The organism is Serratia sp. K1WW1, from assembly GCF_055790865.1.
In genome coordinates this window covers 4,914,426-4,940,752 of the sequence record NZ_CM147697.1, presented here as the reverse complement: position 1 = coordinate 4,940,752, position 26,327 = coordinate 4,914,426, and the positions used below count along the sequence as shown (strand labels likewise).

At 54.2% G+C, this 26,327-nt stretch carries 22 protein-coding genes; 9 read left to right on the top strand and 13 right to left on the bottom strand.

From position 1 onward, the window contains the following. Positions 1-341 precede the first annotated feature (341 nt). The 8 genes from ACX9GU_RS22370 (at position 342) to rpoS (ending at position 9,614) form a co-directional block, all read left to right on the top strand. Entirely contained in the window at positions 342-1,067 is a 726-nt protein-coding gene (locus ACX9GU_RS22370; RefSeq protein ID WP_473192966.1) for a hypothetical protein, read from the top strand. Between the two features lie 88 nt (positions 1,068-1,155). Next, entirely contained in the window at positions 1,156-1,653 is a 498-nt protein-coding gene (locus ACX9GU_RS22365; protein ID WP_473192965.1) for a CS1 type fimbrial major subunit, read from the top strand. Between the two features lie 118 nt (positions 1,654-1,771). Continuing rightward, positions 1,772-4,435, top strand: coding sequence for a TcfC E-set like domain-containing protein (locus ACX9GU_RS22360; protein ID WP_473192964.1), 2,664 nt, complete (start codon positions 1,772-1,774; stop codon positions 4,433-4,435). Positions 4,436-4,445: 10 nt separating this feature from the next. After that, positions 4,446-5,633 (top strand): CfaE/CblD family pilus tip adhesin, encoded by a 1,188-nt coding sequence (locus tag ACX9GU_RS22355; protein WP_473192963.1) that lies wholly within the window; start codon positions 4,446-4,448, stop codon positions 5,631-5,633. Between the two features lie 296 nt (positions 5,634-5,929). Continuing rightward, positions 5,930-6,691, top strand: a complete 762-nt coding sequence (surE, locus tag ACX9GU_RS22350) for a 5'/3'-nucleotidase SurE (protein WP_473192962.1) — start codon at positions 5,930-5,932, stop codon at positions 6,689-6,691. After that, positions 6,685-7,311, top strand: coding sequence for a protein-L-isoaspartate(D-aspartate) O-methyltransferase (locus ACX9GU_RS22345; RefSeq protein WP_473192961.1), 627 nt, complete (start codon positions 6,685-6,687; stop codon positions 7,309-7,311). Before surE ends, ACX9GU_RS22345 begins: the two co-directional genes overlap by 7 nt. Positions 7,312-7,577: 266 nt before the next feature. Further along, positions 7,578-8,561, top strand: a complete 984-nt coding sequence (nlpD, locus tag ACX9GU_RS22340; RefSeq protein ID WP_473192960.1) for a murein hydrolase activator NlpD — start codon at positions 7,578-7,580, stop codon at positions 8,559-8,561. A 54-nt stretch (positions 8,562-8,615) separates the two neighbouring features. Continuing rightward, positions 8,616-9,614, top strand: a complete 999-nt coding sequence (gene rpoS, locus ACX9GU_RS22335) for an RNA polymerase sigma factor RpoS (protein WP_024484093.1) — start codon at positions 8,616-8,618, stop codon at positions 9,612-9,614. Positions 9,615-10,213: 599 nt separating this feature from the next. Here rpoS and mutS read toward each other — a convergent pair. Next, the gene (gene mutS / locus ACX9GU_RS22330; protein ID WP_473192959.1) at positions 10,214-12,769 is read right to left on the bottom strand and encodes a DNA mismatch repair protein MutS; all 2,556 of its coding nucleotides are present in this window, start codon (positions 12,767-12,769) and stop codon (positions 10,214-10,216) included. A 551-nt stretch (positions 12,770-13,320) separates the two neighbouring features. On the opposite strand from mutS, the gene ACX9GU_RS22325 reads away from it, so the two are divergent. Further along, positions 13,321-13,488: a hypothetical protein gene (locus tag ACX9GU_RS22325; protein WP_172413946.1), complete on the top strand. Its 168-nt coding sequence runs from the start codon at positions 13,321-13,323 to the stop codon at positions 13,486-13,488. On the opposite strand, the gene ACX9GU_RS22320 is transcribed toward ACX9GU_RS22325, so the two are convergent. The 12 genes from ACX9GU_RS22320 to ACX9GU_RS22265 all read right to left on the bottom strand — a co-directional run bounded on the left by ACX9GU_RS22320 (position 13,485) and on the right by ACX9GU_RS22265 (position 26,286). Further along, on the bottom strand, positions 13,485-14,102 hold the full coding sequence (locus ACX9GU_RS22320) for a Fic/DOC family protein (RefSeq protein ID WP_094982104.1): 618 nt from the start codon (positions 14,100-14,102) through the stop codon (positions 13,485-13,487). The genes ACX9GU_RS22325 and ACX9GU_RS22320 overlap by 4 nt on opposite strands. Before the next feature lie 366 nt (positions 14,103-14,468). Beyond that, positions 14,469-15,596 (bottom strand): hypothetical protein, encoded by a 1,128-nt coding sequence (locus ACX9GU_RS22315; RefSeq protein WP_473192958.1) that lies wholly within the window; start codon positions 15,594-15,596, stop codon positions 14,469-14,471. Positions 15,597-15,610: 14 nt separating this feature from the next. Then, on the bottom strand, positions 15,611-16,735 hold the full coding sequence (locus ACX9GU_RS22310) for a hypothetical protein (RefSeq protein ID WP_473192957.1): 1,125 nt from the start codon (positions 16,733-16,735) through the stop codon (positions 15,611-15,613). A 14-nt stretch (positions 16,736-16,749) separates the two neighbouring features. Further along, positions 16,750-17,868 carry a hypothetical protein gene (locus ACX9GU_RS22305; RefSeq protein WP_473192956.1) on the bottom strand — a complete coding sequence of 373 codons (1,119 nt, stop codon included), beginning with the start codon at positions 17,866-17,868 and terminating at the stop codon, positions 16,750-16,752. Between the two features lie 20 nt (positions 17,869-17,888). Next, positions 17,889-19,007 (bottom strand): hypothetical protein, encoded by a 1,119-nt coding sequence (locus tag ACX9GU_RS22300; protein ID WP_473192955.1) that lies wholly within the window; start codon positions 19,005-19,007, stop codon positions 17,889-17,891. Between the two features lie 34 nt (positions 19,008-19,041). Beyond that, positions 19,042-21,645, bottom strand: a complete 2,604-nt coding sequence (locus ACX9GU_RS22295) for a fimbria/pilus outer membrane usher protein (protein ID WP_473192954.1) — start codon at positions 21,643-21,645, stop codon at positions 19,042-19,044. Between the two features lie 23 nt (positions 21,646-21,668). Further along, the gene (locus tag ACX9GU_RS22290) at positions 21,669-22,424 is read right to left on the bottom strand and encodes a fimbrial biogenesis chaperone (protein ID WP_473192953.1); all 756 of its coding nucleotides are present in this window, start codon (positions 22,422-22,424) and stop codon (positions 21,669-21,671) included. After that, positions 22,421-23,140 (bottom strand): fimbrial biogenesis chaperone, encoded by a 720-nt coding sequence (locus ACX9GU_RS22285; protein WP_473192952.1) that lies wholly within the window; start codon positions 23,138-23,140, stop codon positions 22,421-22,423. The genes ACX9GU_RS22290 and ACX9GU_RS22285 overlap by 4 nt, the downstream gene beginning before the upstream one ends. A 7-nt stretch (positions 23,141-23,147) precedes the next feature. Further along, positions 23,148-23,714 (bottom strand): fimbrial protein, encoded by a 567-nt coding sequence (locus tag ACX9GU_RS22280; protein ID WP_473192951.1) that lies wholly within the window; start codon positions 23,712-23,714, stop codon positions 23,148-23,150. Then, positions 23,689-24,405: a fimbrial biogenesis chaperone gene (locus ACX9GU_RS22275; RefSeq protein ID WP_473192950.1), complete on the bottom strand. Its 717-nt coding sequence runs from the start codon at positions 24,403-24,405 to the stop codon at positions 23,689-23,691. The genes ACX9GU_RS22280 and ACX9GU_RS22275 overlap by 26 nt, the downstream gene beginning before the upstream one ends. Before the next feature lie 59 nt (positions 24,406-24,464). Further along, entirely contained in the window at positions 24,465-25,016 is a 552-nt protein-coding gene (locus ACX9GU_RS22270) for a fimbrial protein (protein ID WP_473192949.1), read from the bottom strand. 649 nt (positions 25,017-25,665) lie between these two features. After that, positions 25,666-26,286 carry a helix-turn-helix transcriptional regulator gene (locus tag ACX9GU_RS22265; RefSeq protein ID WP_473192948.1) on the bottom strand — a complete coding sequence of 207 codons (621 nt, stop codon included), beginning with the start codon at positions 26,284-26,286 and terminating at the stop codon, positions 25,666-25,668. Between the last annotated feature and the right edge of the window lie 41 nt (positions 26,287-26,327).

Here is a 26,327-nt window from a genome sequence, read left to right as displayed (position 1 = left end):
GCGGAACTCGGCCTGAACGAAATGAGACAGCGAAAATGCTTTCACCGACCCGGCTTGCCAGGTTAATACCCCCCTTTATTACGCCGCTGATTAAAACCTCATCTTGTAATTCGCCTTAATTATTATAATTTGTTTATTTCTTTTTTTTACAATTAAAAATTATCTTGTTTTTTATCATGAACTTACCAATGCTGTAATTCTTATTGTTATTATTATAATTATTAAGTTGATCTGGGTGTTCATCGGTTTTTATACTTGCTGCGAATTTTACGAGACTAAGCGTGGCTGGGGTTGGCTGTGTTTTAAAGTTTGATATAAGAGACTCTCATTACGGATTAATCATGAAGCTCAATATTATTAAACGCCTGAGTGGTGTTGCTATTTTTTGTTTTTTACCAGGTTTTGTATTGGCCAATATGAGCGTTTATCCGATGGAGGTCGGGATCGGCGAAACCGGAGCCGCTCAAATCAGGGTTATGTCACAAAGCGACGGGGTACAGTTCGTCAAGGTAACGGAAAAACAGGTCGTCAATCCTGGCACCGATCAAGAACAAGAAGTGGGCGTTGAGCAATTTGGCCAAAGCTCGCTGGTGATAACGCCACAAAAACTGGCTATTTCGGCAGGCAGTCAACGTCTGGTACGGCTGGTTGCCCTGGAATTACCGGAAAAGGAAACCACCTGGCGAGTCTATTTTGAGGGCGTGCCGGAATTAGACGATAACGCCGCTGCTGCCAGCCCACAGGCGACCACGACCAAGGTGGGTATAAACCTGGTGTGGGGAGCATTAGTCCACGTTGCGCCTAAAAAGGCCATTGCCAGCCTGACGTTGGATGCTCAGCGTGGTCAGGTTATCAATGAGGGTACGTTGCGTATTCCGCTGCGAGAGGTGGGGGTTTGTGACCAGGCCGGTGTTTGTCACTGGAAAAAAGAAACCACCACGGTCTATCCCGGCACCGAACTTAAAATTGCCTCCCTAATGGTTAAACCTGGGAAGAAATATAAAGCACGTTATTTTAACTGGATTAAAAAACGCGTTGAAGAAATTGATTTGTCTGTAAAGCGTTAAATATGAAGTCAAATCATGTATAGCCCCGATTTTATGGGCTAAATAGAAGTGAATTTGGATGTTATTTATAAAATAAAATGGAGATTTTATGAAGAAGTTTATTAAACCACTGCTGATCGTTTCCACCATGGCTGCCGTATTTTCAACTCAGGCTGTACAGAAAGATATTACTGTGAATGCCAACGTGGATGCGACCATTGATATGACGCAGCCTGATAACACCGGTTTGCCAAGCAGCATCGATATGCAGTATTTGCCAGGCAAAGGCCTGACGCCTTTTAACCTGAACACCAAGGTCTGGTCTAACAACGCTACCGCTGGCGTCAATATTCGTCTGGTAAGAGCGGCGGTCCTGGCGGATATCAATGGGGCTAACAAGATCCCTTTGACCGTCAGCCTGGGTGATACGGTTCTGACCACCTCCAACCAACTGCTGGAAGCGGCGACCCTGTTCCCTGCGGGCATCGAAAATGGTTCAGACGTCCTGCCACTGCGTTTTGCCCAGACCACGCATGGCACTCTTGCCACTGGCACTTACAGCGGCATTGTCAGCCTGGTACTGACTCAGGCGACCAAGACACCTTAAGGTCGCTCAATACATAAGTTTGTTTTTATGTCTTGTGGGGCTTTTTAGCCCCATTTTTTATCAGGGATGAACCATGGTTTTTCGCACTAACCTATCCATAGGACTGTTGGTAGGTCTTATGATTATGCAACACGATGCGTCGGCAGGCCCCAAAACTCCACCAGGCTTTGAGGCTTTGGCACAAGGGCAGCTGGTTTGGGTCGATGTTTCCCTTTATGGCAAGTCTCTCGGGCTTTATGAAACCAAAATTAATCTGGAACAGGTTGTTTTCATAAAGCCAGCGGAACTGGTTGAGGCTGTGAAGCAGCAATTCAACGACGATCCCACGCTGGGTGCCCAACTGATATCGGCCTTGGAGCAACCGCTAGCACGAAACGGTAACCTTGCCTGCAGCGGCAACGCCAACGCCCCGAGCTGCGACTATCTGGAAACCCAGACGGTTGGCATCATCTACGACGAAAATAATTCCCGGGTCAATCTGTTCCTCGACCGTCAGTACCTCCCGAAGAAAGATGCCGGTAGCGGTTTCTATCAGGCGACGGCAGAAAGTGAAAATGCGCTGATCCATCAGCAAAACCTGAATTTTGTTGCTGATGAAAACTTTCAGTCATTGTCGCTACAGGGGAATGGCTCACTGGGCGTGACTGAACATGGCTATCTTAATGCCGACTGGCGCTATATGGGGCAGCGCTATCGCCATAGCAGCAAGCAGCAGATAGAGATGAACAATGCCTATTTTCGCCAGGACTTGTGGAAAAGCCTCTATCTGCAAGGCGGCATGATGGACTCCCGCGACATCTTCAGCAACGCCGGGGGCAACATCAACCTGAGCCAATTGCCGATTGGCAAGATCCGTGGGCTACGGGCTGGCTCGACCACGGCCTGGATCAACCAGACCCAGCTTTCCCGGGGGACCCCGGTCTCCGTCTTCCTCTCGCGCAACGCTCGCATCGACGCCTATCGTGACGAACAGTTACTGTCTTCCTTTTACCTGAACGCCGGGGCTCAAGAGCTGGATACGCGCAGCTTCCCCAGCGGTAGCTATACCGTCACGCTGCGGGTCTATGAGGATAACCATCTGGTCAGAACGGAAACCGTCCCTTATACCAATACCGGCGTGGCTCAGTTCAAGAGTCCTCAGTGGTTCCTGCAAACCGGGGTTGAGACCGATCGCGATGCGCATCCCACGGCGAACGATCGGCATGTGGTGCAAGGCGGGCTGCGTGTTCCGCTGACCGACACGCTATCGCTGACGGCGGGGGGCACGGTGTTGAGTGACATACACTACTGGGAGGGGGCGGCGGACTGGAGCCACGGTTTTAACAGCGGCCCGTTGGACGGCGTCATGACGGCTCGCGTCAGCTATCTGAACGGCAGCGATGGTGCCCGGGGCAATATTCAGCAAATTAACTATAACGACGGATTTTCATTGAGTTTCTACCGTTCTGCCCTCTCGGTGCCTGACTGCGATTCTCAACAGCGAAACTACGGCTTTAGCGGTTGCTACCAGAGTAGCAACCTGATGTTTTCGGTCCCGCTCGCGCAGTGGTACGCCAATATTGGCTATTCGATTAACCATAATGAGGGGCGTTTGCGCTATCGGAGCGAACTGCCTGACGATGATGCCGATTATCAAGGGATTGCGCCTTGGGAGCGGATATATGAGACCCGTTCACGCAGCCATACCTGGCAGATGGGGGTCAGCCGTTCCTTTGCATTCAGCGACATTAACATCAACAGCGGGATCAGCGTGTTTAGGCGAAACGACAGCGGCCAGCAGGGAACCGACCAAGGTGGCTACCTCAGAGCCAGCCTTTCGTTCTCCGGACGCAACGGCGGTGCGACTAACAGCAATACCTCTCTGGGGGCCAACTATCAGAACAGCAAGCGTGGGACAGGGCAACTCAGTTATAACGCCAGCTACAGCCGCTATCTGGACGAGAGCGGGCAAAATGAGCTGGGGGCTGCGCTTTATGGTGCCAATAGTCAGACTCTGACGGCGGCAACCTTCGCTCGTGCCAGTGGGCAGTACGGTAACGGTAGCTTAGCCATCACTGACGCCTATGATAAGGCGGAGAACCGGCACACCGTGAGCAGCAGCGGCAGCTATAGTTCCTCGTTGCTGGCCGATTGCAGCGGACTTTATTGGGGGCGCTGGGGAGATGGCCGCCCGGCCTCCGCTATTACGGTTGGGGTGGACGATGAGGAAGAGAGCCGTGCGGCGTTGATTAGCGTTGCGGTAGATGGCAGCGCTCAGACGGACGTGCGCAGCAACAGCCGGGCGCTGTTTACCGTACCGGGCTATCAGCCAACCACACTTGATATCAACGAATCACTTCACGCTCCAGCCGGTATCAGCAGCGAGATCCGCCGCGGGGCGGGAACGCGTACGACGTTTATGGTGCCGGGGAAAGTACTGCGCCGGAATATCGAGGTGACTTCGCGCTACACCTGGCTGGGCAGAATGCTGGATGAGCAGGGGAGATCGTTAGTTAACGGCATCCCGCTTAACGTGCTGTCATGGACGCCGCTGGGCGAAGGTGGCTTTAGCCTGGAAACCACCCGGCCGATGAAGCAGCTGTATCTGATGCGTGGTGCACAGTTCTACCAGTGTGCCATGAAAGTGCAGGCCATACGTGACGTGGTGCGTTATGTCGGTACTACCCGCTGTGCCGGAGTAACTATGGCCAGTATACCGTCAGCCGAGCAGAAGCAGGCGCAATTGATGACCGTGCGACAGGGCCGTGGCTCTGGGGCACCGGTGGTGATGAAAACGAACTAGGTAATGATTGATGTCATTGAAAATAAGCAGCGGTTTTACATTTATCATCGCGGGAGCGATTAAGCCCTTCATCCTGTATGTTCTGTTGTTCGCAGGGGTCATCGCGCAGGTGCACAGTGCCAGTATTGCCCCGCAGGCACAGAATACCACGATCAATACGACCTTCGATCGCACGAGCCTGCCGGAAAATATCTATATCTGGGATCAGGTATTCGGTGGGAGTACAGACAGTGGTGAATGTTCGACTGCTACGGATTGCAATGGGAAGGATACCATTAACTCCCTAATGTGTTACTCCACCACCGACCCAACCAATGGTGCCTGTCAGGTAAAATTGTGGTGGTGGGATAGTGCTAGCAATGATTTTTCGAAAAATCTGAGGTTGCGCTTTACCCATAGCAATGGGAAAACCAAAGATTTACTGGTCACCTCGGTTAAAGGTTCGGGTAAATATAGTTCCTGGGTCAGCGGCATCGCTTTGGGTTCCAAGGGATTCAGTACTTTTATTCCCGCCTCCGAGTTGAGCAAACTATCTGATACCGGGGTTTGGCGCGCTGAACTCAAGATGCAGGTTAGAGCTTGGGATGATTGCCGCGTAACTGCTCCCGGCTGCTCAGGCATTTTCCGCGCTGCCTGGAAGGCAAGTCTGACTCTTAACGTGACGGATGATAGTAACCAGCAGATTTACCTGCCCGCTTTCCCGACTTCGGCACCGTCTATTAACCTGAACCTGAATACCCGACCAGGAGCCGGTAGTGGCAAAAACGTCAGCGGTAGCACCAGCCTGGATATGTGCCTCTACGACGGTAATAACTCGGCCAGCAACCGCATCAGTCTGTTGTTGCAGGATGAAGGCGCTACCGCTCCAGAACGCATAGCGGGGCAATTTTCCCTTTATCGCCGTGGCGGTAATACAGCGAAGGCCAGTGACCGGCTCGATTATCAGGTCAGCGTGATCAATCCGACTACCGGGGCGCGGCAAGACATCTCCAACGGTACCGAGATCGTCTGGAGCGATACCAACCGGCGCAATATCCAGCGGCTGGTGGTGTTACCTGGCGGTGGTGCCCCAACACTGTGCGTGCCGGCCCCGCTGACCCTGACGACGCCGGCATTCGCAATGGCAGATAAAACGGCGGGGGATTACACCGGCAAGCTACGCATTATTTACACCCCGACCACCCAGACGGCCCCATAGCCCGGGAATTGTACGACCCACCTCAGGTAATCATCCCAGCCCCCTTTGCCGAGGGGGCTATCCTGCCCCGTTTGCCACTGATGACCGTTGAATTGTATAGTAGATCGCATAGCTGGCCGTTTTGGCCAATACTATCAGCAACAGCAGGCTTGCCTTGCTGTACCACGCAAGTCACCATGGGTAAAACGGCAGGTTGGGCTTACTATTGAAAATATTATTAAAAACAGATAGATGTAAAAAAATAGGGCAAAATCCTCGTTTTATCGCTTGCAGCAAGAAAGTTGTTTAACCGCAATATGAGAATACTACTGAGCAACGACGACGGCGTTAGCGCCCCGGGTATCCAGATACTGGCGGCGGCGTTGCGTGAATTCGCCGAAGTGCAGGTGGTGGCCCCCGATCGTAACCGCAGTGGTTCTTCCAACGCGCTGACGTTGGAGTCGCCGCTGCGTACGCTGACGTTGCCCAACGGCGATATTGCCGTGCAGCAGGGCACCCCGACGGACTGTGTCTACCTTGGCGTTAACCAACTGATGCTGCCGGCACCGGAGATCGTGGTGTCCGGTATCAACGCCGGGCCAAATCTGGGTGATGATGTTATCTATTCCGGCACGGTGGCGGCTGCGATGGAAGGCCGCCATCTGGGGCTGCCCGCGTTGGCGGTATCGCTCAATGGTCATCAGCATTATGAGACGGCAGCGGTAGTGACCTGCCGTATATTGCGCGCGCTGCAACAAGAACCGCTGCGCACCGGTAAAATCCTGAATATCAACGTCCCTGATTTACCGTTGGCGGAAATCAAAGGGATACGCGTGACCCGCTGTGGCAGCCGGCATCCCGCCGACAAGGTGTTTAGCCAACCGGATCCGCGTGGCCAGATGCTGTATTGGATCGGGCCGCCGGGGGATAAATGCGATGCGGGCCCAGACACGGATTTTGCCGCCGTGGAGCAGGGCTACGTGTCGGTCACGCCTTTGCAGGTAGATTTGACCGCCTATGGGGCGCAAGATGTGCTGACAACATGGTTAACCAAAGCAGAGGTTAGCGGGGAATGGTGAACAAACGCATACAAACGCTGTTGGCACAGCTGCGCCAGCAGGGGATCAGGGACGAACGGCTGCTCAAGGCAATCGAGAACGTACCGCGTGAGCGTTTTGTTGATGAAGCGTTAGCCCATAAAGCCTATGAGAACACGGCCCTGCCCATTGGTTCGGGGCAGACGATTTCTCAGCCTTATATGGTCGCGCGCATGACCGAGCTGCTGAACCTGCAGCCGAACTCACGCGTGCTGGAGATTGGCACCGGTTCCGGTTATCAGACCGCGATCCTGGCGCATATGGTGCAGCACGTCTGCTCCGTTGAACGCATCAAAGGGCTACAGTGGCAGGCCAAGCGCCGCCTCAAGCAGCTTGACTTGCACAATGTTTCGACCCGCCATGGCGACGGTTGGCAAGGCTGGGGGGCGCGTGGACCATTTGATGCGATCATCGTGACGGCTGCGCCGCCGGAGATCCCGCAGGCGTTGATGCAGCAGTTGGACGACGGAGGCATTTTGGTGTTGCCGGTGGGCGAACAGGCTCAGGTACTGCAATGTATTCAACGGCGGGGCGGTGAGTTTTCCATCGATACCGTTGAAGCGGTGCGATTCGTTCCCTTGGTGAAGGGCGAACTGGCTTAGCTGCACAGAGCAACATGACGGATAAATAAGTTGGATAATATTAATTTTCATTAGAATTGTTCCAGTATGTCGTTGTCTTATGGCGTGATCGTGCCAATGTGGCTAGCATTGGCACCACGGTTTTTTAGCTCCCTGGTGGGTGATCTTCTGGTTTTCAGAGATCGGCCGGGGAAACCTTATGCTGTAGCACGATAAAGCTCGGCTACGATGTATAAGGTATTTTTTGATATTGCTGTAATGGGGGAAGCATGAGCACGGGAAGCCCAATGAGTTCTTTACGCCGAGTTGCGGTGTGTACGATGTTAAGCGTGTGGTTAGTTGGCTGTTCGGATAAAAATTCTACCTCGGCACCTATCAGCAGTGTCGGTGGTGGTGGAGCCGCCGCATCGGCCAACGCCGGTGGTGGTAACGCATCACAGCAGGGGCGTATTGTTTACAACCGTAGCTATAACTCGATCCCCAAAGGGAGCTATAACGGTGGTAGCACCTATACCGTTAAACGTGGCGACACGCTGTTCTATATTGCCTGGATCACCGGCAACGATTTCCGCGATCTGGCCCAACGCAACAATATTCCACAGCCGTACAGCCTGGAAGTTGGCCAAACACTGCAACTGGGTGGCGGTTCTGCCAACGGTGGCGGTGGGATGTTAGCTGGCGGTAATGGTACGGTGTCAAAACCGCCTTCTTCCACTCAGATACAAACTGCAACGGTTGATTCTCAATCAACGAACGCGTATTCTGATAACTCGAGTAAACAGAATGTAGGTAAAATGTTACCTGCATCAGGAGCCGTAGTGGCAGGCTCAGCCGCAGCTCCTGTTACCGCACCAGCCGCTACGCCATTGGCGAGCAGCACCGCCAGCAACAGCGCCCCAGTTAGCACCTGGAAATGGCCAACTGACGGTAAGATCATCGATAACTTCTCCTCATCGGAAGGTGGGAACAAAGGCATCGATATCTCTGGTTCCCGTGGGCAGCCGATTGTCGCTACCGCCGATGGCCGTGTAGTGTACGCAGGCAACGCTTTACGGGGTTACGGTAATCTAATCATCATCAAACACAACGATGATTACTTGAGTGCCTACGCCCATAACGACAGCATGCTGGTCCGGGAACAACAAGAAGTTAAGGCGGGGCAGAAAATAGCAACGATGGGAAGCACCGGAACCAGTTCAGTACGTTTGCATTTCGAGATTCGTTACAAGGGGAAATCCGTAAACCCGCTGCGTTATCTTCCGCAGCGATAGATTGGGCAGAATGCGCTGTATTCTGCTCGCGGTATCACGGGTAGGAGCCGCTTTATGAGCCAAAATACGCTGAAAGTTAACGAGTTACATGACGATGCAGATTTCGATGAGAACGCCATGGAGGCTGAGTCATTCGATGAAAAAGCGCAGGTAGAAGAAGAGACCAGCGAGAATGACTTGGCGGAAGACGAGCTGTTGTCTCAAGGTGTTACCCAACGCGTATTGGATGCCACGCAGCTCTATCTGGGCGAAATCGGTTACTCCCCTCTGCTGACCGCAGAGGAAGAAGTATATTTTGCGCGGCGTGCACTGCGCGGAGACGTGCCGTCCCGCCGCCGCATGATAGAAAGTAACCTGAGGCTGGTAGTGAAAATTGCCCGTCGTTATAGCAATCGCGGCCTGGCGCTGCTGGATCTGATCGAAGAGGGTAACCTTGGTCTGATCCGTGCGGTGGAAAAGTTTGACCCAGAGCGCGGTTTCCGTTTTTCCACCTATGCGACCTGGTGGATCCGCCAGACGATTGAACGGGCGATCATGAATCAAACCCGGACTATCCGTTTGCCGATCCATATCGTCAAAGAACTGAATGTTTACTTGCGCACCGCGCGCGAGCTTTCTCACAAACTGGATCATGAACCTAGCGCTGAAGAGATTGCGGAGCAACTCGACAAACCGGTTGATGACGTCAGCCGTATGCTGCGCCTGAACGAACGTATCACCTCTGTCGATACGCCGTTGGGTGGGGATTCAGAGAAAGCCCTGTTGGACATTCTGACCGACGAGAAAGACAACGGGCCTGAAGACACCACGCAAGACGATGATATGAAACAGAGCATCGTCAAATGGCTGTTCGAATTGAACGCCAAGCAGCGTGAAGTGTTGGCTCGCCGTTTCGGCCTGTTAGGCTATGAAGCGGCTACGCTGGAAGATGTAGGCCGTGAGATTGGCCTGACACGTGAGCGTGTTCGTCAGATCCAGGTTGAAGGCTTACGCCGCCTGCGTGAAATTCTGCAAATGCAGGGCCTGAGTATTGAGGCACTGTTCCGCGAATAAACGCGTTATAGCTATAAAATAAAAGCGGTGAGCATTGATGTGCTCACCGCTTTTTTTATGTCTGCGATTTGCTGTGATTGACGGTGATTTACCGTTATTGAGGGCAGAACGTCGTCGATATTTGCCCCTCACCCCAACCCTCTCCCACAGGGAGAGGGGGCTGGTACGGTGTTGTGGTCAAGTATAGGAGGCGGTCTGTAACACCTACGATTATTGACCCCAACAGGCTCATCACAAGGGGGCGCTGCGTTTGGTTCATCAAGGAGAGGGGGCTGGCACGGTGTTGTGGTCAAGTATGGGAGGCGGTCTGTAACACCTACGATAATTGACCCCAACAGGCTCTGCGTTTGGATCATCAAGGAGAGGGAGGTCAGTTCAGCGTTGTGGTCGGGTAAGTTTTCTCAACTAATAGCGAGCTCGGATGGTCCCCTGTGGGGGAGGGAGCTGGTACGGTGTTGTCATCCGGTTCTTCCGTAAAAAGAGCTGATTCAATGCCGTGGTTAAGTAGATTTAGCAACTAATAGCGAGCTCGGACGGTCCCCTCTCCCTGTGGGAGAGGGTTAGGGTGAGGGGACACTGCCCAAGTTAATGAAACAGCCTTACACCAGGCTTTTTAGCCGGTAGATCCACTCCAACGCCTGGCGTGGCGAAAGAGAATCCGGATCCAGCGTTTCCAACGCTTCCACCGCCGGTGACACCTCTTCGTTCAACAGCGTCATCTGGGTCGCATCCACCGTACCCGCCGCCGTTTGGCTGGAGAGGCTCTCCAACTCACGCAGCTTCTGGCGCGCACGCTTGATCACATCACGCGGCACACCGGCCAACGCCGCCACCGCCAAGCCGTAGCTCTTACTGGCCGCGCCATCTTGCACGCTATGCATAAAGGCAATGGTATCGCCGTGCTCCAGCGCATCCAGATGCACGTTAACCACGCCCTCCATTTTCTCCGGCAAGGTAGTCAGCTCAAAGTAATGGGTGGCAAACAGCGTCATGGCCTTGATACGGCTGGCCAGGTTTTCGGCGCAGGCCCAGGCTAAGGAAAGCCCGTCGTAGGTGGAGGTGCCACGGCCAATCTCATCCATCAGCACCAGGCTATTTTCCGTGGCGTTATGCAGGATATTGGCGGTCTCGGTCATTTCCACCATAAAGGTAGAGCGGCCAGAGGCCAGATCGTCTGCCGCGCCCACGCGGGTAAAGATGCGATCCACCGGCCCGATGGTGGCTTTTGCCGCCGGTACATAGCTACCGATATGCGCCAGCAACACAATCAGGGCCGTTTGCCGCATATAGGTACTTTTACCGCCCATATTCGGGCCGGTAATGATCAGCATACGGCGCTGTGGCGAAAGGGATACCGGGTTGGCAATAAAGGGTTCTTTCAACACCTGTTCCACCACCGGGTGGCGGCCATCGGCTATGCGAATGCCGGGTTGCTCACTGAGGGTTGGGCAGGCGTAGTTCAGCGTTTCGGCACGTTCTGCCAGGTTGGCCAACACATCCAGCTCGGCCAAGGCTCCGGCGCTCTGTTGCAGTTGCTCCAGGTGCGGCAGCAGCAGATCGAACAGCTCGTCATACAGCCCTTTTTCGATCGCCAAGGCTTTGCCTTTTGAGGTCAGCACCTTGTCTTCATATTCCTTCAGCTCTGGAATGATGTAGCGTTCCGCATTCTTCAGCGTTTGGCGGCGCACATAGTGGATCGGCACCAGATGGCTCTGGCCACGGCTGACCTGAATGTAGTAACCATGCACGCCGTTGAAACCAACCTTCAGCGTATCCAGGCCCAGCTTCTCGCGCTCGCGGATCTCCAGGCGATCCAGATAGTCGGTAGCACCGTCGGCCAGCGCCCGCCACTCATCCAGCTCTTCGTTATAGCCGGGAGCAATCACGCCACCATCACGGACCAACACCGGCGGAGCTTCCACAATGGCGCGCTCCAGCAGTGCCTGTAGCTCGTCAAATTGACCAACCTGCGACAACAGCATTTGCATCTGAGGCGCTTCGGCGTTTTCCAACAGAGCGCGGATATCCGGCAACTGTTGGAAGGCGTGGCGCATACGTGCCAGATCCCGTGGGCGAGCCGTGCGCAGGGCCAAACGGGCAAGAATACGCTCCAGATCGCCAACCTGACGCAGGGGCTGCTGTAGATCGCTGCTTATTGGCTGCAATGCGGCGATGGCCTGTTGGCGGTTGTTCAGCACCTGAACGTCGCGGGTGGGCATATGTAGCCAACGCTTGAGCATGCGGCTACCCATAGGGGTAACGGTACGATCGAGGATCGCGGCCAGGGTATTTTCACTGCCGCCGGACAGGCTTTGGGTGATTTCCAGGTTACGGCGAGTGGCCGCATCCATAATGATGCCATCTTGCTGGCGCTCCATGGTGAGGCCACGGATATGTGGCAGCGAGGTACGCTGGGTATCTTTAACATATTGCAGCAGGCAACCCGCAGCGCGCAGCGCCTGATGGGCCTGCTCGACGCCAAAGCCGCTCAGATCGCGAGTACCGAACTGCAGGTTCAACTGCTGGCGTGCGGTGTCCAGCTCAAATTCCCACAGTGGGCGGCGGCGCAGGCCGTGGCGCTGTTCGATCAGCGCCATTTGCTCGAAGTTTTCCGGGTACAGCAGCTCTGCCGGATTGGTGCGTTGCAGTTCGGCGGCCATAGTTTCAAGATCTTCAGGCTGGGCAACGCGGAAGCGGCCGGAGCTGAGATCCAAGGTGGCATAGCCAAAGCCGCGGCCATCCTGCCAGATGGCGGCCAGCAGGTTGTCCTGGCGCTCTTGCAGCAGGGCTTCATCGGTGATGGTGCCAGGGGTAACGATGCGCACCACTTTGCGCTCGACCGGGCCTTTGCTGGTGGCCGGATCGCCAATCTGTTCACAGATCGCGGCCGATTCCCCAAGCTGTACCAGCTTGGCAAGATAGTTCTCTACCGCATGGTGGGGCACCCCAGCCATTGGGATAGGTTCACCCGCGGAGGCACCGCGTTTGGTCAGCGAGATATCCAGCAACTGAGAGGCGCGTTTGGCATCGTCATAGAACAGCTCGTAGAAATCCCCCATCCGATAGAACAGCAAGATCTCCGGATGCTGCGCCTTAAGGCGCAGATATTGCTGCATCATCGGGGTGTGCGAATCGAGTTTTTCGGTGCTAGTCATAACGTTACCGTTTCCAATCCATTGAATTTAAAGTTTATTGTGATATTCGTTGGCATCATTGGGTATCACGTCGCCTCATTAAAATAACCGCCAAAACGTTCAGGATGAGCAACAGCCAGCGCGGCTCAAATAAATCAATCGGTTGGTCAAGGGAACGAGCATATATGACCGGCAAACAGGCTGGCAAACCTTTGTCACTCAAAGCCTGCACAATGACCAAATCAACAGACAAATACCAGGCGGAACCCAGCAAGATCCGAAGGTTGCATGCCGTAGACCGCGGGATTGATTTTCAGCCGTTATACTAGCCCAGCGGGCAATAGGCTGTCACAGTCAAAAATTGGAAGCGCTACGCAAACTACGCTTGCAATGGCTCGTATGAGGTTGCAAGAACTAAAACAAATTGGCAATGAAGGGCGCTGCCCTGATACAGAGTTGAAAGAAGAAAAGCAGGGTCGCTTGGAGTTTCGAACAAGATAAGTGCTAATGGCAGCAGTTCTCTACGATCCTTGATATACTGTAACCAATGGATGAGTTAATCAGGAGTCGCTATGAGCACTAACAAAAAAGAGCAGGTGACATACGCTAAGCCGTCTCGCACGGACATTGTGCGTTCTGTGGCGACGTCAACGGCAATTGAAACAGGCCAGCCCTCAGCCAAGGTTGAAGCTTCGCTGGCAGTTGCGCGCAAAAAGTTTGCGCATCTTCGCCTTGCCTAATCCCTTCTTAAAGCCTCACTGACCCAGTGTTTCATCGGCTCGTAGTCTAATGACATACCCGCGTGAATAGCCGAGATATATTGGGTTTTGTTCTGTTCCCAGCTTTGATAATCCAGAGGCTTATAGTCCCCCTGAACCGCCATCACATCGGCTAATAGTCGCGACAAACGCCCATTTCCTTCTCTGAAGGGATGGATGAGGATTAGTTCCAAGTGGGTTATTGCGATAGCTTCAATCAGCTTTTGTTCGCTCATGCCTGTACAGGGTGTGTAACGAGCGAGGTATTTCATATCGAACTCGTTCAGCAGTTTGGGCAGTTGTGCGCAGGGAGCAAACATAAAGCCGCCTTTGCTGATATTGACGGTCCTTTCCTGTCCCGCCCACTCATAGATGTTGCCTAACCAGCGATGGTGCCAGTTTTTTAGCATCCCAACGGTGAGCTGTCCCAGCGGAAAGTGCTCTTCAAAAACAGACCGGTAGAGCTGCTCCAGTAGCACCAGCTCGGCATCATCGATCTCGTCAGGATCGGCAATCCCGAGTTTATTCGCTAAAACCTGTTCGTCAGAATCTTTCTCATACTGCCCTTCGCTGCCAGAAACGTGGTATCGGTTCATGAGTATGCTCGGGAGTGGTGACGGGGGGAGATGAAAGTATAGCGTTCAACCAGTTAAGTACAATACTCATAAAATCAGCCAGTTAATGGAGTGTAGGCGAAAGCATGGTTTGTCCTTATTTTTCTAAAATAATCGTTATTTATCAGTGCTAACCAATGACCAAATCAACAGAAAAAAGCCGGGCTGAACCCAGCAAGATCCGAAGGTTGCATGCCGTAGACAGCGGGATTGATTTTCAGCCGTTATACTAGCCCAGCGGGCAATAGGCTGTCACAGTCAAAAATTGGAAGCGCTACGCAAACTAGATATTTAATGGCGATTCAGGTTGCCATAGCGCAAGCCAATCAGAAGTGAAGGGAGCTGCTCTCAATTAAACGTCACCAGCATTTCGGCGGCGGCGCTAACGTCGCCAATGTAGAGATCTTTGCCCCCCGAACACAACCGCCAGGTTACCTGATTGTTGATAGTCAGGCTTTCCTGCTCCACGGTGATGTGGCCAATTTTTAGCTGGCTATTATCGAACGCTAGCCCGCTGGTGGTGGCGCAGTTGCCGCTGCCGGTCACGCCGTTATCAATCTCACCGGTGATATAACCCCCGCCTTCGCGCAGGGCCAAACGGGTCGGGGCTGATTGATACAGGCCGGTTAACGATTTGAACTGCAAATGGATATTGGCATCGATAAATTCAGAGGGTTGCCCACAGGTGGTTATCAGTGGATAGGATAGCGTACCCAGTTCAGCCCCGGCCTGCAGATCTCTTCCGACCTTGCCAAAGGAAATCGAGGTCGGAGTATTCACCGTACATTCGAGCGTGGAGACTCGTAGTGTTATGTCCGATGGCAGGATCTTGGCGGTAAGTATACCGCGATTACTATTTGAGAAACTGGCGGCATACATCGCCGGTAAGTTAATTTCTGCTGTCTTTTGGTTACCGTTAGCCACCAGTACCCAGGTGCCTGATAGGTTGACGGAACGGTTACCGCTTGCATTATAGTAAAAATTGTCCACATCGTTGTTTGTTGGTGATAGACACCAGGTAAACATGGATTGTGGTTTCAACGGGGTGCCATCGTTGCGCACCCCCGTGGTCTCTGGTAGCCCGAGGGTAGCGGATAGCTGAGCCGAGCTGCCGGAGTTCAATTCATATTTCGCTACACCAGAGGCTCTGGGGACTAATCCTACGCCTGGTGCTATTTGATACGCCTGATAACCCCCAATGTTTTTCAGTGCATCAACCCGCTGGCACTCCACACTGGAAGAAGAGATAGCTATTATCCCCTTGTGGTACCACGACGCAGCATTGTATAGCGGGGTACCGTTCCAGTTCTGGCTAAACGGCAGCCCTTCCCACAAAATGCCTTTACCTTTTTTAATGGTAATGGTTTCCGCCAGCGCGGCTGGCTGGCCCAGGCTGGCTAACAGCAGTATGCCCAGGGCGCAGTTGCGGTGATATGAGCGATGTTCTGGCGTACTGACGGTGTGCTTCACTTTCATTTGTCCTGTCTAGTCTAATTAAATGTCACCAGCATTTCAGCGGCGGCGCTAACGTTGCCGAGTGGCAGATCTTTGCCCCCCGAACACAGGCGCCAGGTCACCTGATTGGTGATACTCAGGCTGTTTTGTGCCTGGGTGATACTGCCGATTTTTAGCTGACTATTATCGAACGGCAGCCCGCTGGTGGCGCTGCAACTCCCGCTGCCGGTCACGCCGTTATCAATCTCACCGGTGATATAGCCGCCGCCCTCGCGCAGCGCCAAACGGGTCGCTGCCGATTGATACAGGCCGCTCAATGGCCGGAATTGTAGATTGATATTGGCATCGATAAAGTCGGAAGATTGTCCACAATTGGTGATGAGGGGGTAGGATTTCACTCCCAGCTCGGCCCCGGCCTGTGTGTTTTTCGTTACGCCGCCAAAGGCGATTGAGGTGGGGGTATTGACCGTACACTCGAGCGTGGATATGCGCAGCTTGAGCTTGGTCGGGAAGATCAGGGCCGATAGTTTCCCATACAGGTTTTTTGAGAAACTGCCGCCATATATCGCTATCGGTAAGGTTATTTCAGCTGCTTTCTGCTGACCATCGGCAACCAGTGCCCAGGTGCCTGAAATCGTGGCCGTACGCGAATGTCCAGAGGAATAGTAGTAGCCGGCGTAATTCATCGACGGCGACAGGCACCAGCTATAAAGATTAGCTGAGGTCACTTGAACTCCGGTGTCGCTCACCCCTTTGGTTTCTGGCAGCCCCAGCGTACCGGATAGCGAACCATCTGCGGAGCTATAGCGCTTAAAGCTTACGTTGACGGAGGCTTTGGGGATGAGCCCCACGCCTGGCGCTAGTTTTAATGCCTGATAACCCGCGATGGACGATAATTGATTAGTGGGTTGGCATATATCGGTGTACGTAGAGATAGCCACTAGCCCATACCGGGGTTCAAGCTCTGAGCTATACAGACGCTCGCTTAGGGTGACATTAAACGGCAGGCCTTCCCACAGAATGCCTTTACCTTTATTAATGGTAATGGTTTCCGCCAGAGCGGCTGGCTGGCCCAGGCTGGCTAACAGTAGTATGCCCAGGGCGCAGTTGCGGTGATATGAGCGATGTTCTGGCGTATTGACGGTGTGCTTTACTTTCATTTGTCCTGTCTAGTCTAATTAAATGTCACCAGCATTTCAGCGGCGGCGCTAACGTTGCCGAGTGGCAGATCTTTGCCCCCCGAACACAGGCGCCAGGTCACCTGATTGGTGATACTCAGGCTGTTTTGTGCCTGGGTGATACGGCCGATTTTTAGTTGACTATTATCGAACGGCAGCCCGCTGGTGGCGCTGCAACTTCCGCTGCCGGTCACGCCGTTATCAATCTCACCGGTGATATAGCCGCCGCCCTCGCGCAGCGCCAAACGGGTCGCTGCCGATTGATACAGGCCGCTCAATGGCCGGAATTGCAGATTGATATTGGCATCGATAAAGTCGGAAGATTGTCCACAATTGGTGATGAGGGGGTAGGATTTCACTCCCAGCTCGGCCCCGGCCTGTGTGTTTTTCGTTACGCCGCCAAAGGCGATTGAGGTGGGGGTATTGACCGTACACTCGAGCGTGGATATGCGCAGCTTGATATTGGACGGGAGGATTGAGGCTTTTCTATCCCCAGCCGCTACCTCTGAGAAACTGGCGGCAAACATCTCCGGTAAGGTTATTTCGGCAGCCTTCTGTTGACCATCGGCAACCAGCACCCAAGTACCCGATATAAAGGCAGCACGCTCCGTGGTAGGGGAATAGAAATTTTCCTGGGGGGTCATTGCTGGCGGTAGGCACCAGCTATAAGCCGCAGGTGAGGTTACTTGAGTTCCGTTGCTGTTTACCCCTTTGGTTTCTGGCAGTCCCAGCGTAGCGAATAGCGTAACGAAGCTGCCCATAAAGGTGTAATAGCCTACCTGACCGCTGGCTCTGGGGATGAGCCCCACGCCCGGTGCCAGCTCTAGGGCGGGATAACCCGCAATGGCCGTCAGAACTTCGGCCCCTTGGCAACTGCCCCTATAGGAAGTAATAACCAATAGCCCGTATTTGATATTAAGGCGTGGGTGGGCCATAGGGCCATTTAATTTCGCCGTAAACGGCAGGCCTTCCCACAAAATGCCTTTACCTTTGCCAATGGTAATGGTTTCCGCCAGCGCGGCTGGCTGGCTCAGGCTCAATAACAACGCCAGCAGGCCGAGTGCGCTGCGGTGGCAATTTAGAGTAGGTTCTGGTGTCCTGGCGCTGTTTTTCACTTTAGTGTGCTCTACCTGTGCTAATTAAACGTCGCCAGCATTTCAGCCGCTGCGCTGACGTTGCCAATGGGCAGATCTTTGCCCCCCGAACACAGGCGCCAGGTGACCTGATTGGTGATAGTCTGGTTGGTTTGCGCCTGGGTGATATGGCCGATTTTTAGCTGACTGTTATCGAACGTCAGCCCGCTGGCGGCGCTGCAACTCCCGCTGCCGGTCACGCCGTGATCAATCTCACCGGTGATATAGCCGCCGCCCTCGCGCAGGGCCAAACGGGCCGCTGCCGATTGATACAGGCCGCTCAACGGTCGGAACTGCAGGTTGATATTGGCATCGATCAGGTCTGAACTTTGCCCACAGCTGATGATCAGTGGGTAGGATTGCACGCCCAGTTCGGCCCCCGCCTGCAGGTTTTTCATCACTTTGCCAAAGGTGATTGCCGTGGGGGTATTGACCGTACACTCGAGCGTGGATACGCGCAGCGTGATATTGGATGGGAGGATTGAGGCCGATCTATCCCCAGACGAGACCTCGGAGAAACTGCCGGCATACATCACCGGGACGGTTATTTCACCCGTCTGCTGCTGGCCATCGGCGACCAGTACCCAGGTGCCTGATATCGTGGCTGTACGCATACCTCTAGTGGCATAGTAGTAATCTTCGAATATCAAGTCTGGCGGCAGGCACCAGCTATAAGAAGGAGGCGCGGTCACTTTAGCTCCATCGCTGGTCTCCCCTTTGGTTTCTGGTAGCCCCAGCGTACCGGATAGCGACGAAGGCGTTCCGGCATTAAACCTGTAATAGCTTGCATGACCGGTGGCTCTGGGGAGGAGCCCCACGTTTGACGTTAGCTTTACTGCCGGATAACCCGCAATGGTCGTCAGAGCTTTCGATTCTTGGCAGACTCCCTTATTTGAAGAGACCGCCACTAGCCCATACTCGGATCTAAGCCTTGCGTTATCCAAACTGCCACTTAAGGTGACATTAAACGGCAGGCCTTCCCACAAAATGCCTTTACCTTTGCCAATGGTAATGGTTTCCGCCAGCGCGGCTGGTTGGCCCAGGCAGGCTAACAGCAGTATGCAGGGGGCTTGGTGGCGGCGGTTTAGCCTATGTCTTGGCACGCTGGCGGTATCTTTCACTGTCACTTGTCCTTGTGGATTGGTTTGCGCATGGTTATCGGCCCGTTTCACAACGTGCCGTCAGTTGGCGGATCGGGTTGCTGGCCGACGGGGCGGCAATACCGCTCAGATTGAAGCTGGCACGGCACTGTTGATGGCTACCATGCCCCCATTTCGCCGTGAGTGTGCCCTGTTCCGGTAGCCCGCTCAGATACACCTGACCCGCATCACCCACGATGCCGGTATTGCTTTTGCCTGCTGGCGTGTCCGCCACCGTCACCACGGTGCCAAATGGCACGCTGGTTTCCCCCTGCTGCAGCGTCACCAGCGCCTGGTAACCCACACGGGTGTCAAACCTCGCCATGACGACGGCCCCTTTGGTGGGGGAGACGTTAAGGCTTGATTGCGCCATATCCACATCCTCCGGCAGGGTAGTGGGGTTCAGGCTGATGCTGTTGTTCTGGTAGTTCGCCAGATACGGCACCAACGCGTAACCGCGGCTGTCGGTGCGCACGTTACCGTTGAGCACCTCAACGCCGCCAGCGCCTGGCGCGCTGACCACCGCCACCGAATTGCCGAGCATGGGCCCCAGCGTCACGCCTTCCGGGTGCAGCAACAGGCCGCCATTGCCGCTGAAGTTGAGTGAGCGGAACCGGTTGCTGTAGCTGTAGCCCAGATTGGCCTGGCCTTTACTCCCCCGATAGCCCATATTCAAGTTGCTGTTATCATTGCCATTATCGTTCGACCAGCCCTGCATCAGATTGTAGGAGAGGCGATCATCCATGACGTTGCCACTGATCCCGGCCTGTTGTTGTACCTGGCCTTGATTGTTATGGGTTATCTGGTAACTGGCATAGCTTTGGCTATTGGCAGCCGCACTGCCAAACAGGCGGAGGGGGATCTGCACCGACATCGATAGCTGACGGTTCTCCGGCCAGCTGCCGTCGCCCTTGATGCGGTCAATCCCATAGGCAACGCCGTAGCTGACACCGCGATAACTGCCGTTGTAACCAACGGAAACGGTGTTGTTCACTCGGCTGTTCCCCCAGTAATCGTTGCGTGAGGCCGATAGGTACAGGGCCCCCCAAGCATCCAACTGCTGGCTGATACGCAGTTGGAAATTGGAGCGTTGGCGTGTCAACGCCCAGGGAACCTGCCCCGCGTTGAGCTCAAAGCCCAGGTTGTTAAAGTCGGCGAAGGTGTAATAGTTGCGGGTAGAGTAGCGGTAGGCCGCGAGATCTACCGAGGTCCCGGTGCTTAGCAGGCTTTTGGCATAACGCAACCGGTATGAAGCCCCTTGGTGGCGTTCGTTTTGCCCAGCTAACCGGGCATCCGAGGTGGTGACGTCTGCCGAGATGGCGCCGAAGTCACCCAATGACAGGCCAGAGCCTGCCACCAGAGAGTGATAATCGGTGGCAACCAGCGCACCGCCGTACAGAGTGACGTTATAGGGTAGGCCATACATTAAGGTGCCCAACCCGAAAGTCGCTTCTCGGGAGGCTTGGGTGATCCCTCCGTTATAGCGCCCGCTGGTGAGTTCATACTTCAGTGCGCCAGGGCGTCGCATCACCGGTAATGACGAGAAGGCCAGGGTTTGGCTACGTACTGAGCCGTCTGCCTCGGTGATGGTGACCGTCAGATCGCCACCTTGGCTGCTCTGGTACAGATCGTTGATACGAAACGGGCCAGGAGCGACATAAGTTTGATAGACAATGTTGCCGTTCTGGCTCACCGTTACCCGGGCGTTGCTTTGGGCAATGCCGGTGATCACCGGAGCAAAGCCGCGCAGGCTATTGGGCAGCATGTCTTCGCTGGAATTCAGTTTGACGCCCCGGAAGGGAATACTGTCGAACACGTCATTTCCGCTGCTGCTTTCACCCGCCAGGATCTCGGAGCGCCACGCACGGATATCGTGTTGTAAATAGGTATCGGAGAATTGGCTGTGCTGATAACGGCTTGAAGAACCTCCCCCACGGCTTTCATTTTGGGTATAGGTCATGGTGCTACGCAGGCGCCACCCTTGGTAGTTGATCCCGCCAAGCAGGTTGGCGAACAGATTGCTCTGCTCGCTTTTGCCCATGCCGGACTGTGCGCGTTGCCAGTTGCGGCTCCCGTTCAGGCTATAATTCATCAACAATGCAGGGACACCCTCGTCCCATTGTTCGGGATCGACGTAGTCCCGGGCATGTTGCTGCATGGCGACCTGCGGAATACTGATGTCCAGACGCAATTGGGCCAAATCGAAGCGTAGCTGCGATTCAGGAATGAGCTTTCCCAGGCTGGCGATGGGAGCCTCAGGCGGCAAGCCGCTAAAGCTGGGCAGTGCCTGAGTATTGACGCCAAGCTCGTGGAGGAATGCCGGAGTCAACTGCGGTAGCACCTGGCCCTGGGCATCTTTTTTGAAGACCAGACTGTATTGCCCCTGCTCCGACTGATTCATCCACAGCGTCACCAGATAGCGCCCTTCAGGGGTGTGGCCGGAGGATTCAAACGCGGTCAGATCGGTGGTGGCTAACGGGCTGCCACCCAGCGCCAATAGCCCGGGATCGAAGTAATCTCGACCCCAGGCGGGTACGGCACCGGCCAGCAGTAAGGCACCGGCCAGGGAAGGTGAAAGCCTTCGTGTGCCGGGCCTGTTTTTTATTGATGTTCTATCCATGATGTTAGTGCGTCCTTGAGCATTCAATGGGGCAAATCCTGCTGACAAACGGGAGTATTCCAGCCATCCTCATCAATAAGTTGCCATTCGACATGGCCGCGGCCCCCGCCAGGTACGGTATAGCGTTGTTGTCCTTTGGGCGGCACCATCAAACGTAACGCGGGTTTATCCAGCGCGACGTTATCCGTTTTCAGCCGTGAAAAGGTGAGCCAATAGGGGGTTGGGTTATCGGCAATCAACTCCTTGCCCACTCGGTGAAAACGCAGTTGGCAGGCCACGTCGGCCACGGCGCGTTTGGCTAATCCCGCTGGGCGGTAGAACAATTTCATATTGCTGACCACCGTCACCGCCATCTGGCCTACCGGTTGCGGTTGATCATTTTCCTGCTGCGCGGGGATAGCTTTCATGGAGATAAAGAACACCGACTCGCGATCGGCTGGCAAAGGTTCCCCATTACGGCGGATACGCAGTGTCAGTTCACTCTTGGCCTCTAAACGCGTCAGCGGTGGCGTGACAATAAACGGCATTTTCGCCTGCCCGTCTTCACTCAAATCGACATCGCCAGTCTGACTATCGACCGGGCGTATCCGGGACTGCATCAGATAGGCGGCTGCGCTTTTGTTGTCGACTTCCAGACTGACGCCTTGCCTGGCGCTTTCGGGATAAATCACCCGCAAAACATAAAAAGAGATCCCCGTGGGATCGGGGGCTGCTGCCTGGGAAGCGGTCAAAAACGACAGGCTGCACAGCAGCAATATCGCTTGGCCAAGGTGTTTCATGCGGGTGAGTCCTCTTGTGATGACAGGGCCTGCTGGCATGGCGCAGATAAGCCGCCAAAATCGGTAATGGTTTGCCAAACGGCCTGCCTGACCGACGGACTGACCGGATACGCTTGTGCGCTCATCGGGGCAATCATCGCCGGCTGGGTATTCAAATCGATAAGGCGGCCATCGAACTTCAGTGAAGCAAACGTGAGAAAATAGGGGGTCGGGTTGTCAATGCGCACCCCGGTTGCCGTAGGGGTCAGTTTCAGCTGGCAACTGGCGTCCTGCGCGGCGATCTTCAGGCCTTCAGGGCGGTAAAACAGTTTGATGGCAAACCGCAGCCCCATCGATAAGTGCGCTTCTGCCAGCGCCGTTTGTTTCTGTGCGGGGATCGCTAATACCGAAAGGTAAAACAGCGATTCCCGATCCGCGGGCAATGTCTGATCCTGCTTGAGGATCCGCAGTAATTGCTTGCGCTCCGGGCCGAGCTGAAACAGCGGCGGCGTGACGATAAACGGCGCCGGGGTCGGGTCGTCGAGCGTGCGTTGAATACGGCTTTGGATCAGATAATGTTGAGCGCCGCTATTCTTTACCGTCACGGTTTGTACCTTGCCCGCAGCGGAAAACACCACCCGGGTCTGGTTTAAGCTGATACCGTCGGCGGCTATCGCCATTGGCTCGATAAAGACCAATAGCAGCAGCGCGATAAATGAATGGCAGGCAGATGGCATGGCAACCTCAGCGGTAGGCAAATGTAAAGGTGATACGGGCGATAACCTTGCCCGGCTTCACCGTTGCACAGCCGGTACTGCCACCGCAGCTGATGCCAGCAAAAAAGGGCAGGTCTTTACCGACCGGTATCTGCCCTACGGCCGCCAAGGGGTAATAGTCGGTAGGTTTGACCTCGTTACTGTTGTAATTAGGCATGTTGGCGCTTTGTACTAACATCACCCCGCCCCCGCCTGCACTGGAATCGCTGCTGCGAAACAGCCATTTACCATCCTGGTTCACGCCCTCACCGCTGACCGTAATCACCGGTTGCAGGCCCGCAGTGGCGACACCGTCACAGTTGCCAGCCTTGAGGGTAAAAGGCTGTGAGTTGAGCAAGACACCGCTACGTAACCGCGCCTGCGACATCTCGTCCAGCGGCAGTACGCTTTTATCCAGGCTTAGCGAGCAGGTGCCCGGCATGATCGTTGCGGAAAAGTTCAGCGTCACGGCAAGGGCCGGGCTACCGAGGGATCCGGCAACCATCGCGAGTGTGACAAGCAGAGCCTTCCTATGGCAGAGCCTGTTTAAAAGCATCAACGCCTCCCTGATCGTTAATGGTCTGCCAGTCAATGGCCCCACTTTTCGCCGTGGTGGGATAGATATGGGAACCGAATGGCGCAATCATCAGCGCGCCCGGCGTATCCAACTTAAGCCGTTGCCCGGCAAAGGTCAGGCTGGCCAGGCTGACAAAATAGGGAGATGGGTTACTGACCCGCAGCCCGCTATTGACGCGGGTGAAGCGCAGGTTTTTTTGTGCTGAACCCGAATCTGAGGCTAGCTCGGCAGGGCGATAAAACAGCTTGATGATGTTGCCGACGCCAAATTGCGCGGTGGCACTCACGTTAGCGCTTTGTTGGCTGGCGGTCGGCTCGGCTGCGGCCGGGATCGCCATGGCCTGGAAATAGAATACCGACTCGCGATCTTTGGGCAATGATGCGTCATTACCGGTAATGCGGACCTGATTCTCGCTCTTGGCTTCCAGCCGAAATACCGGAGGTGTGACCGTAAATGGCGCGGCATCACGGCTATCAGGGGTCAGGCTTATCGCAGCCTGCACCAGATAAGGCAAGGCGGGCTGAGTATTACGCAGCGTGACGGCAATGCTACCTGCTCCCTGCGGGTAGATAAGCCGGGTGGCATTAATGCCAAATCCATCCGCCAAGACGGCAGGTGAATTGCACAGCAGCGCCATCAGGACGGGAAAAAATAGCGTTAGGCGCGTCATTTATTGCCCCTTGGTATGAAAAAAAGGCAGGCAGCCGAAGCCGCCTGCCCAGAGGTAAATCAGTTATAGGAGAAAGCAAACAGGATCGGTGCCTTGACGGCGCCAATGTTGGTTTTGTCCGCGCTGGTGGAGGCCAGGCCCACCTGCAGGCTCAGCGTTTTGGCATTAAAATCGCCAGCTGCTGGCGTTGCGCCTGCGGTTGCGACCAGGAGCTTGTCACCGGCCTTGATATAGACGTTTGGCTTGCTAACTTCGCTCAACATGATGCCGGTGTTGGTGCCGGTGGAGTTGAAGACGTTTGAGTTGGCAGCCAGCGTTTGGCCGGTGACGACCAGGTTAGCGGTATCGGCAGCGGCAACAGGGGCCTCACAGTTGTTCAGACCCACGGTGAACTGTTTCTGGCTGGACGCGATCGGGGTCAAAACGCCGGTAAACTGCTTGGGTGAAAAGTTACCCAGATCCAGGCTATTGGTAGACAGCGAAACGTCACAGGTGGCAGCAACCACGTTGGCTGTTACGGTTAATTGGGCGTTGGTTGCCGCTTGAGCGTTGCCCGCTACGGCCAGTAAAACCAATGCAGCCGGAGCCAGAGTAAAAATTGATTTACGCATGAGTGCTATTCCTTTAGATATGAGGTGGCTTATTAAAAACGAGTTGGTGCTTGATAGACTTACAGTTATCTCTGCTGTGAAATAACTGGATGTCTATCTATTAATGGGGGCGAATTCATTTACTATTGCGTTCAATAGACGCTATTTACTTCAGAAGGCGAGTCACCCTGACGTTCGTTTTCAATAATTTCAAAAGACGTCATGGTTGTCAAAGTGTGGGCCTGGTGCGTTGTTTAGGTTTAATATGTTGATTGCTATGGATAATTATTTTGTTTTATGATTTTTAGTGGATAAATATTAATTTTTAATTCTGATTATTTAGTGCTGTATGGTTTTTTGGTCTAATTTTAATGTTTATTTTGGTTTTTATGTCTGTTTTTTGCTATTTATTTATGGGGTGAGTAAGGGGGAGGCGTTGGTAGGCTGTAGATAATAAAAAATTATGAAAATTATCTAAATTAAGTGGAGTGTGCGCCGATTTAATTATGTTGCGGGTTGGTAGACTGAAGAATAATTCTGTCGCTATTACGCTCATAGAATAAAAAACAGTGTTTTTGCGTTAACGCGGACGCTACCTACTCACGGAGATCGCCGCGCTGGATGAGAAAACCGGGATTGTAACTCTCATGCAAACTTCAGCCGTTCAGGTCTAAGACTGGCATTCCAGATGAGATGCACCACCGAGTTCCATCCACCGGTGCAACTCCTGGGTACTCTTGACGCACAGTTTGCGCATGGCATTGCGCTTATGGCCATTAACCGTTTTGTCCTTGATGCCAAGACGCCCTGCGGTGTCATGTCCGCTCATCCCTATGGCCAGGTACTTCAGCACCTCAGTTTCCCTGAACGTCAGTAATGAGGAGCACCGGCATTTTCCTACCGTGGGGGGACGTTCTCCTTCATGTGGGAAGATGACTTTATCGAGCAAGGCATCAATTGCCTGTATTGGCTGATGGCGGTACAGCGTGCCTGCACCGCATTTGCTATTGGCAACAGGGTGATGGGCGATGGATCCACCGCGTTCCAGATCCCTGATGAAAAATACCTGGGGAGCGTAACCTTGCTGGTATAACGCATTAAGCCAAGGAGGGCAGGAGATGCTGTCGCCCAGAAAAATGATATCGACTTCGGTTGCCGGGATGGCACTGCTGTCAACCAGCCGTAGGGATACTCCCCGTAAATAGCAGTAAGCCTTTAGCCCGACGCAAAGTCCATGAGCAAAATAGCGATCGCGCTCGGCGAGCAAAATGGATATGGTGTGCTTTATCATAGCGCCTCCTTGCGGCATGAATGATCCTCCACCCCGCCCTA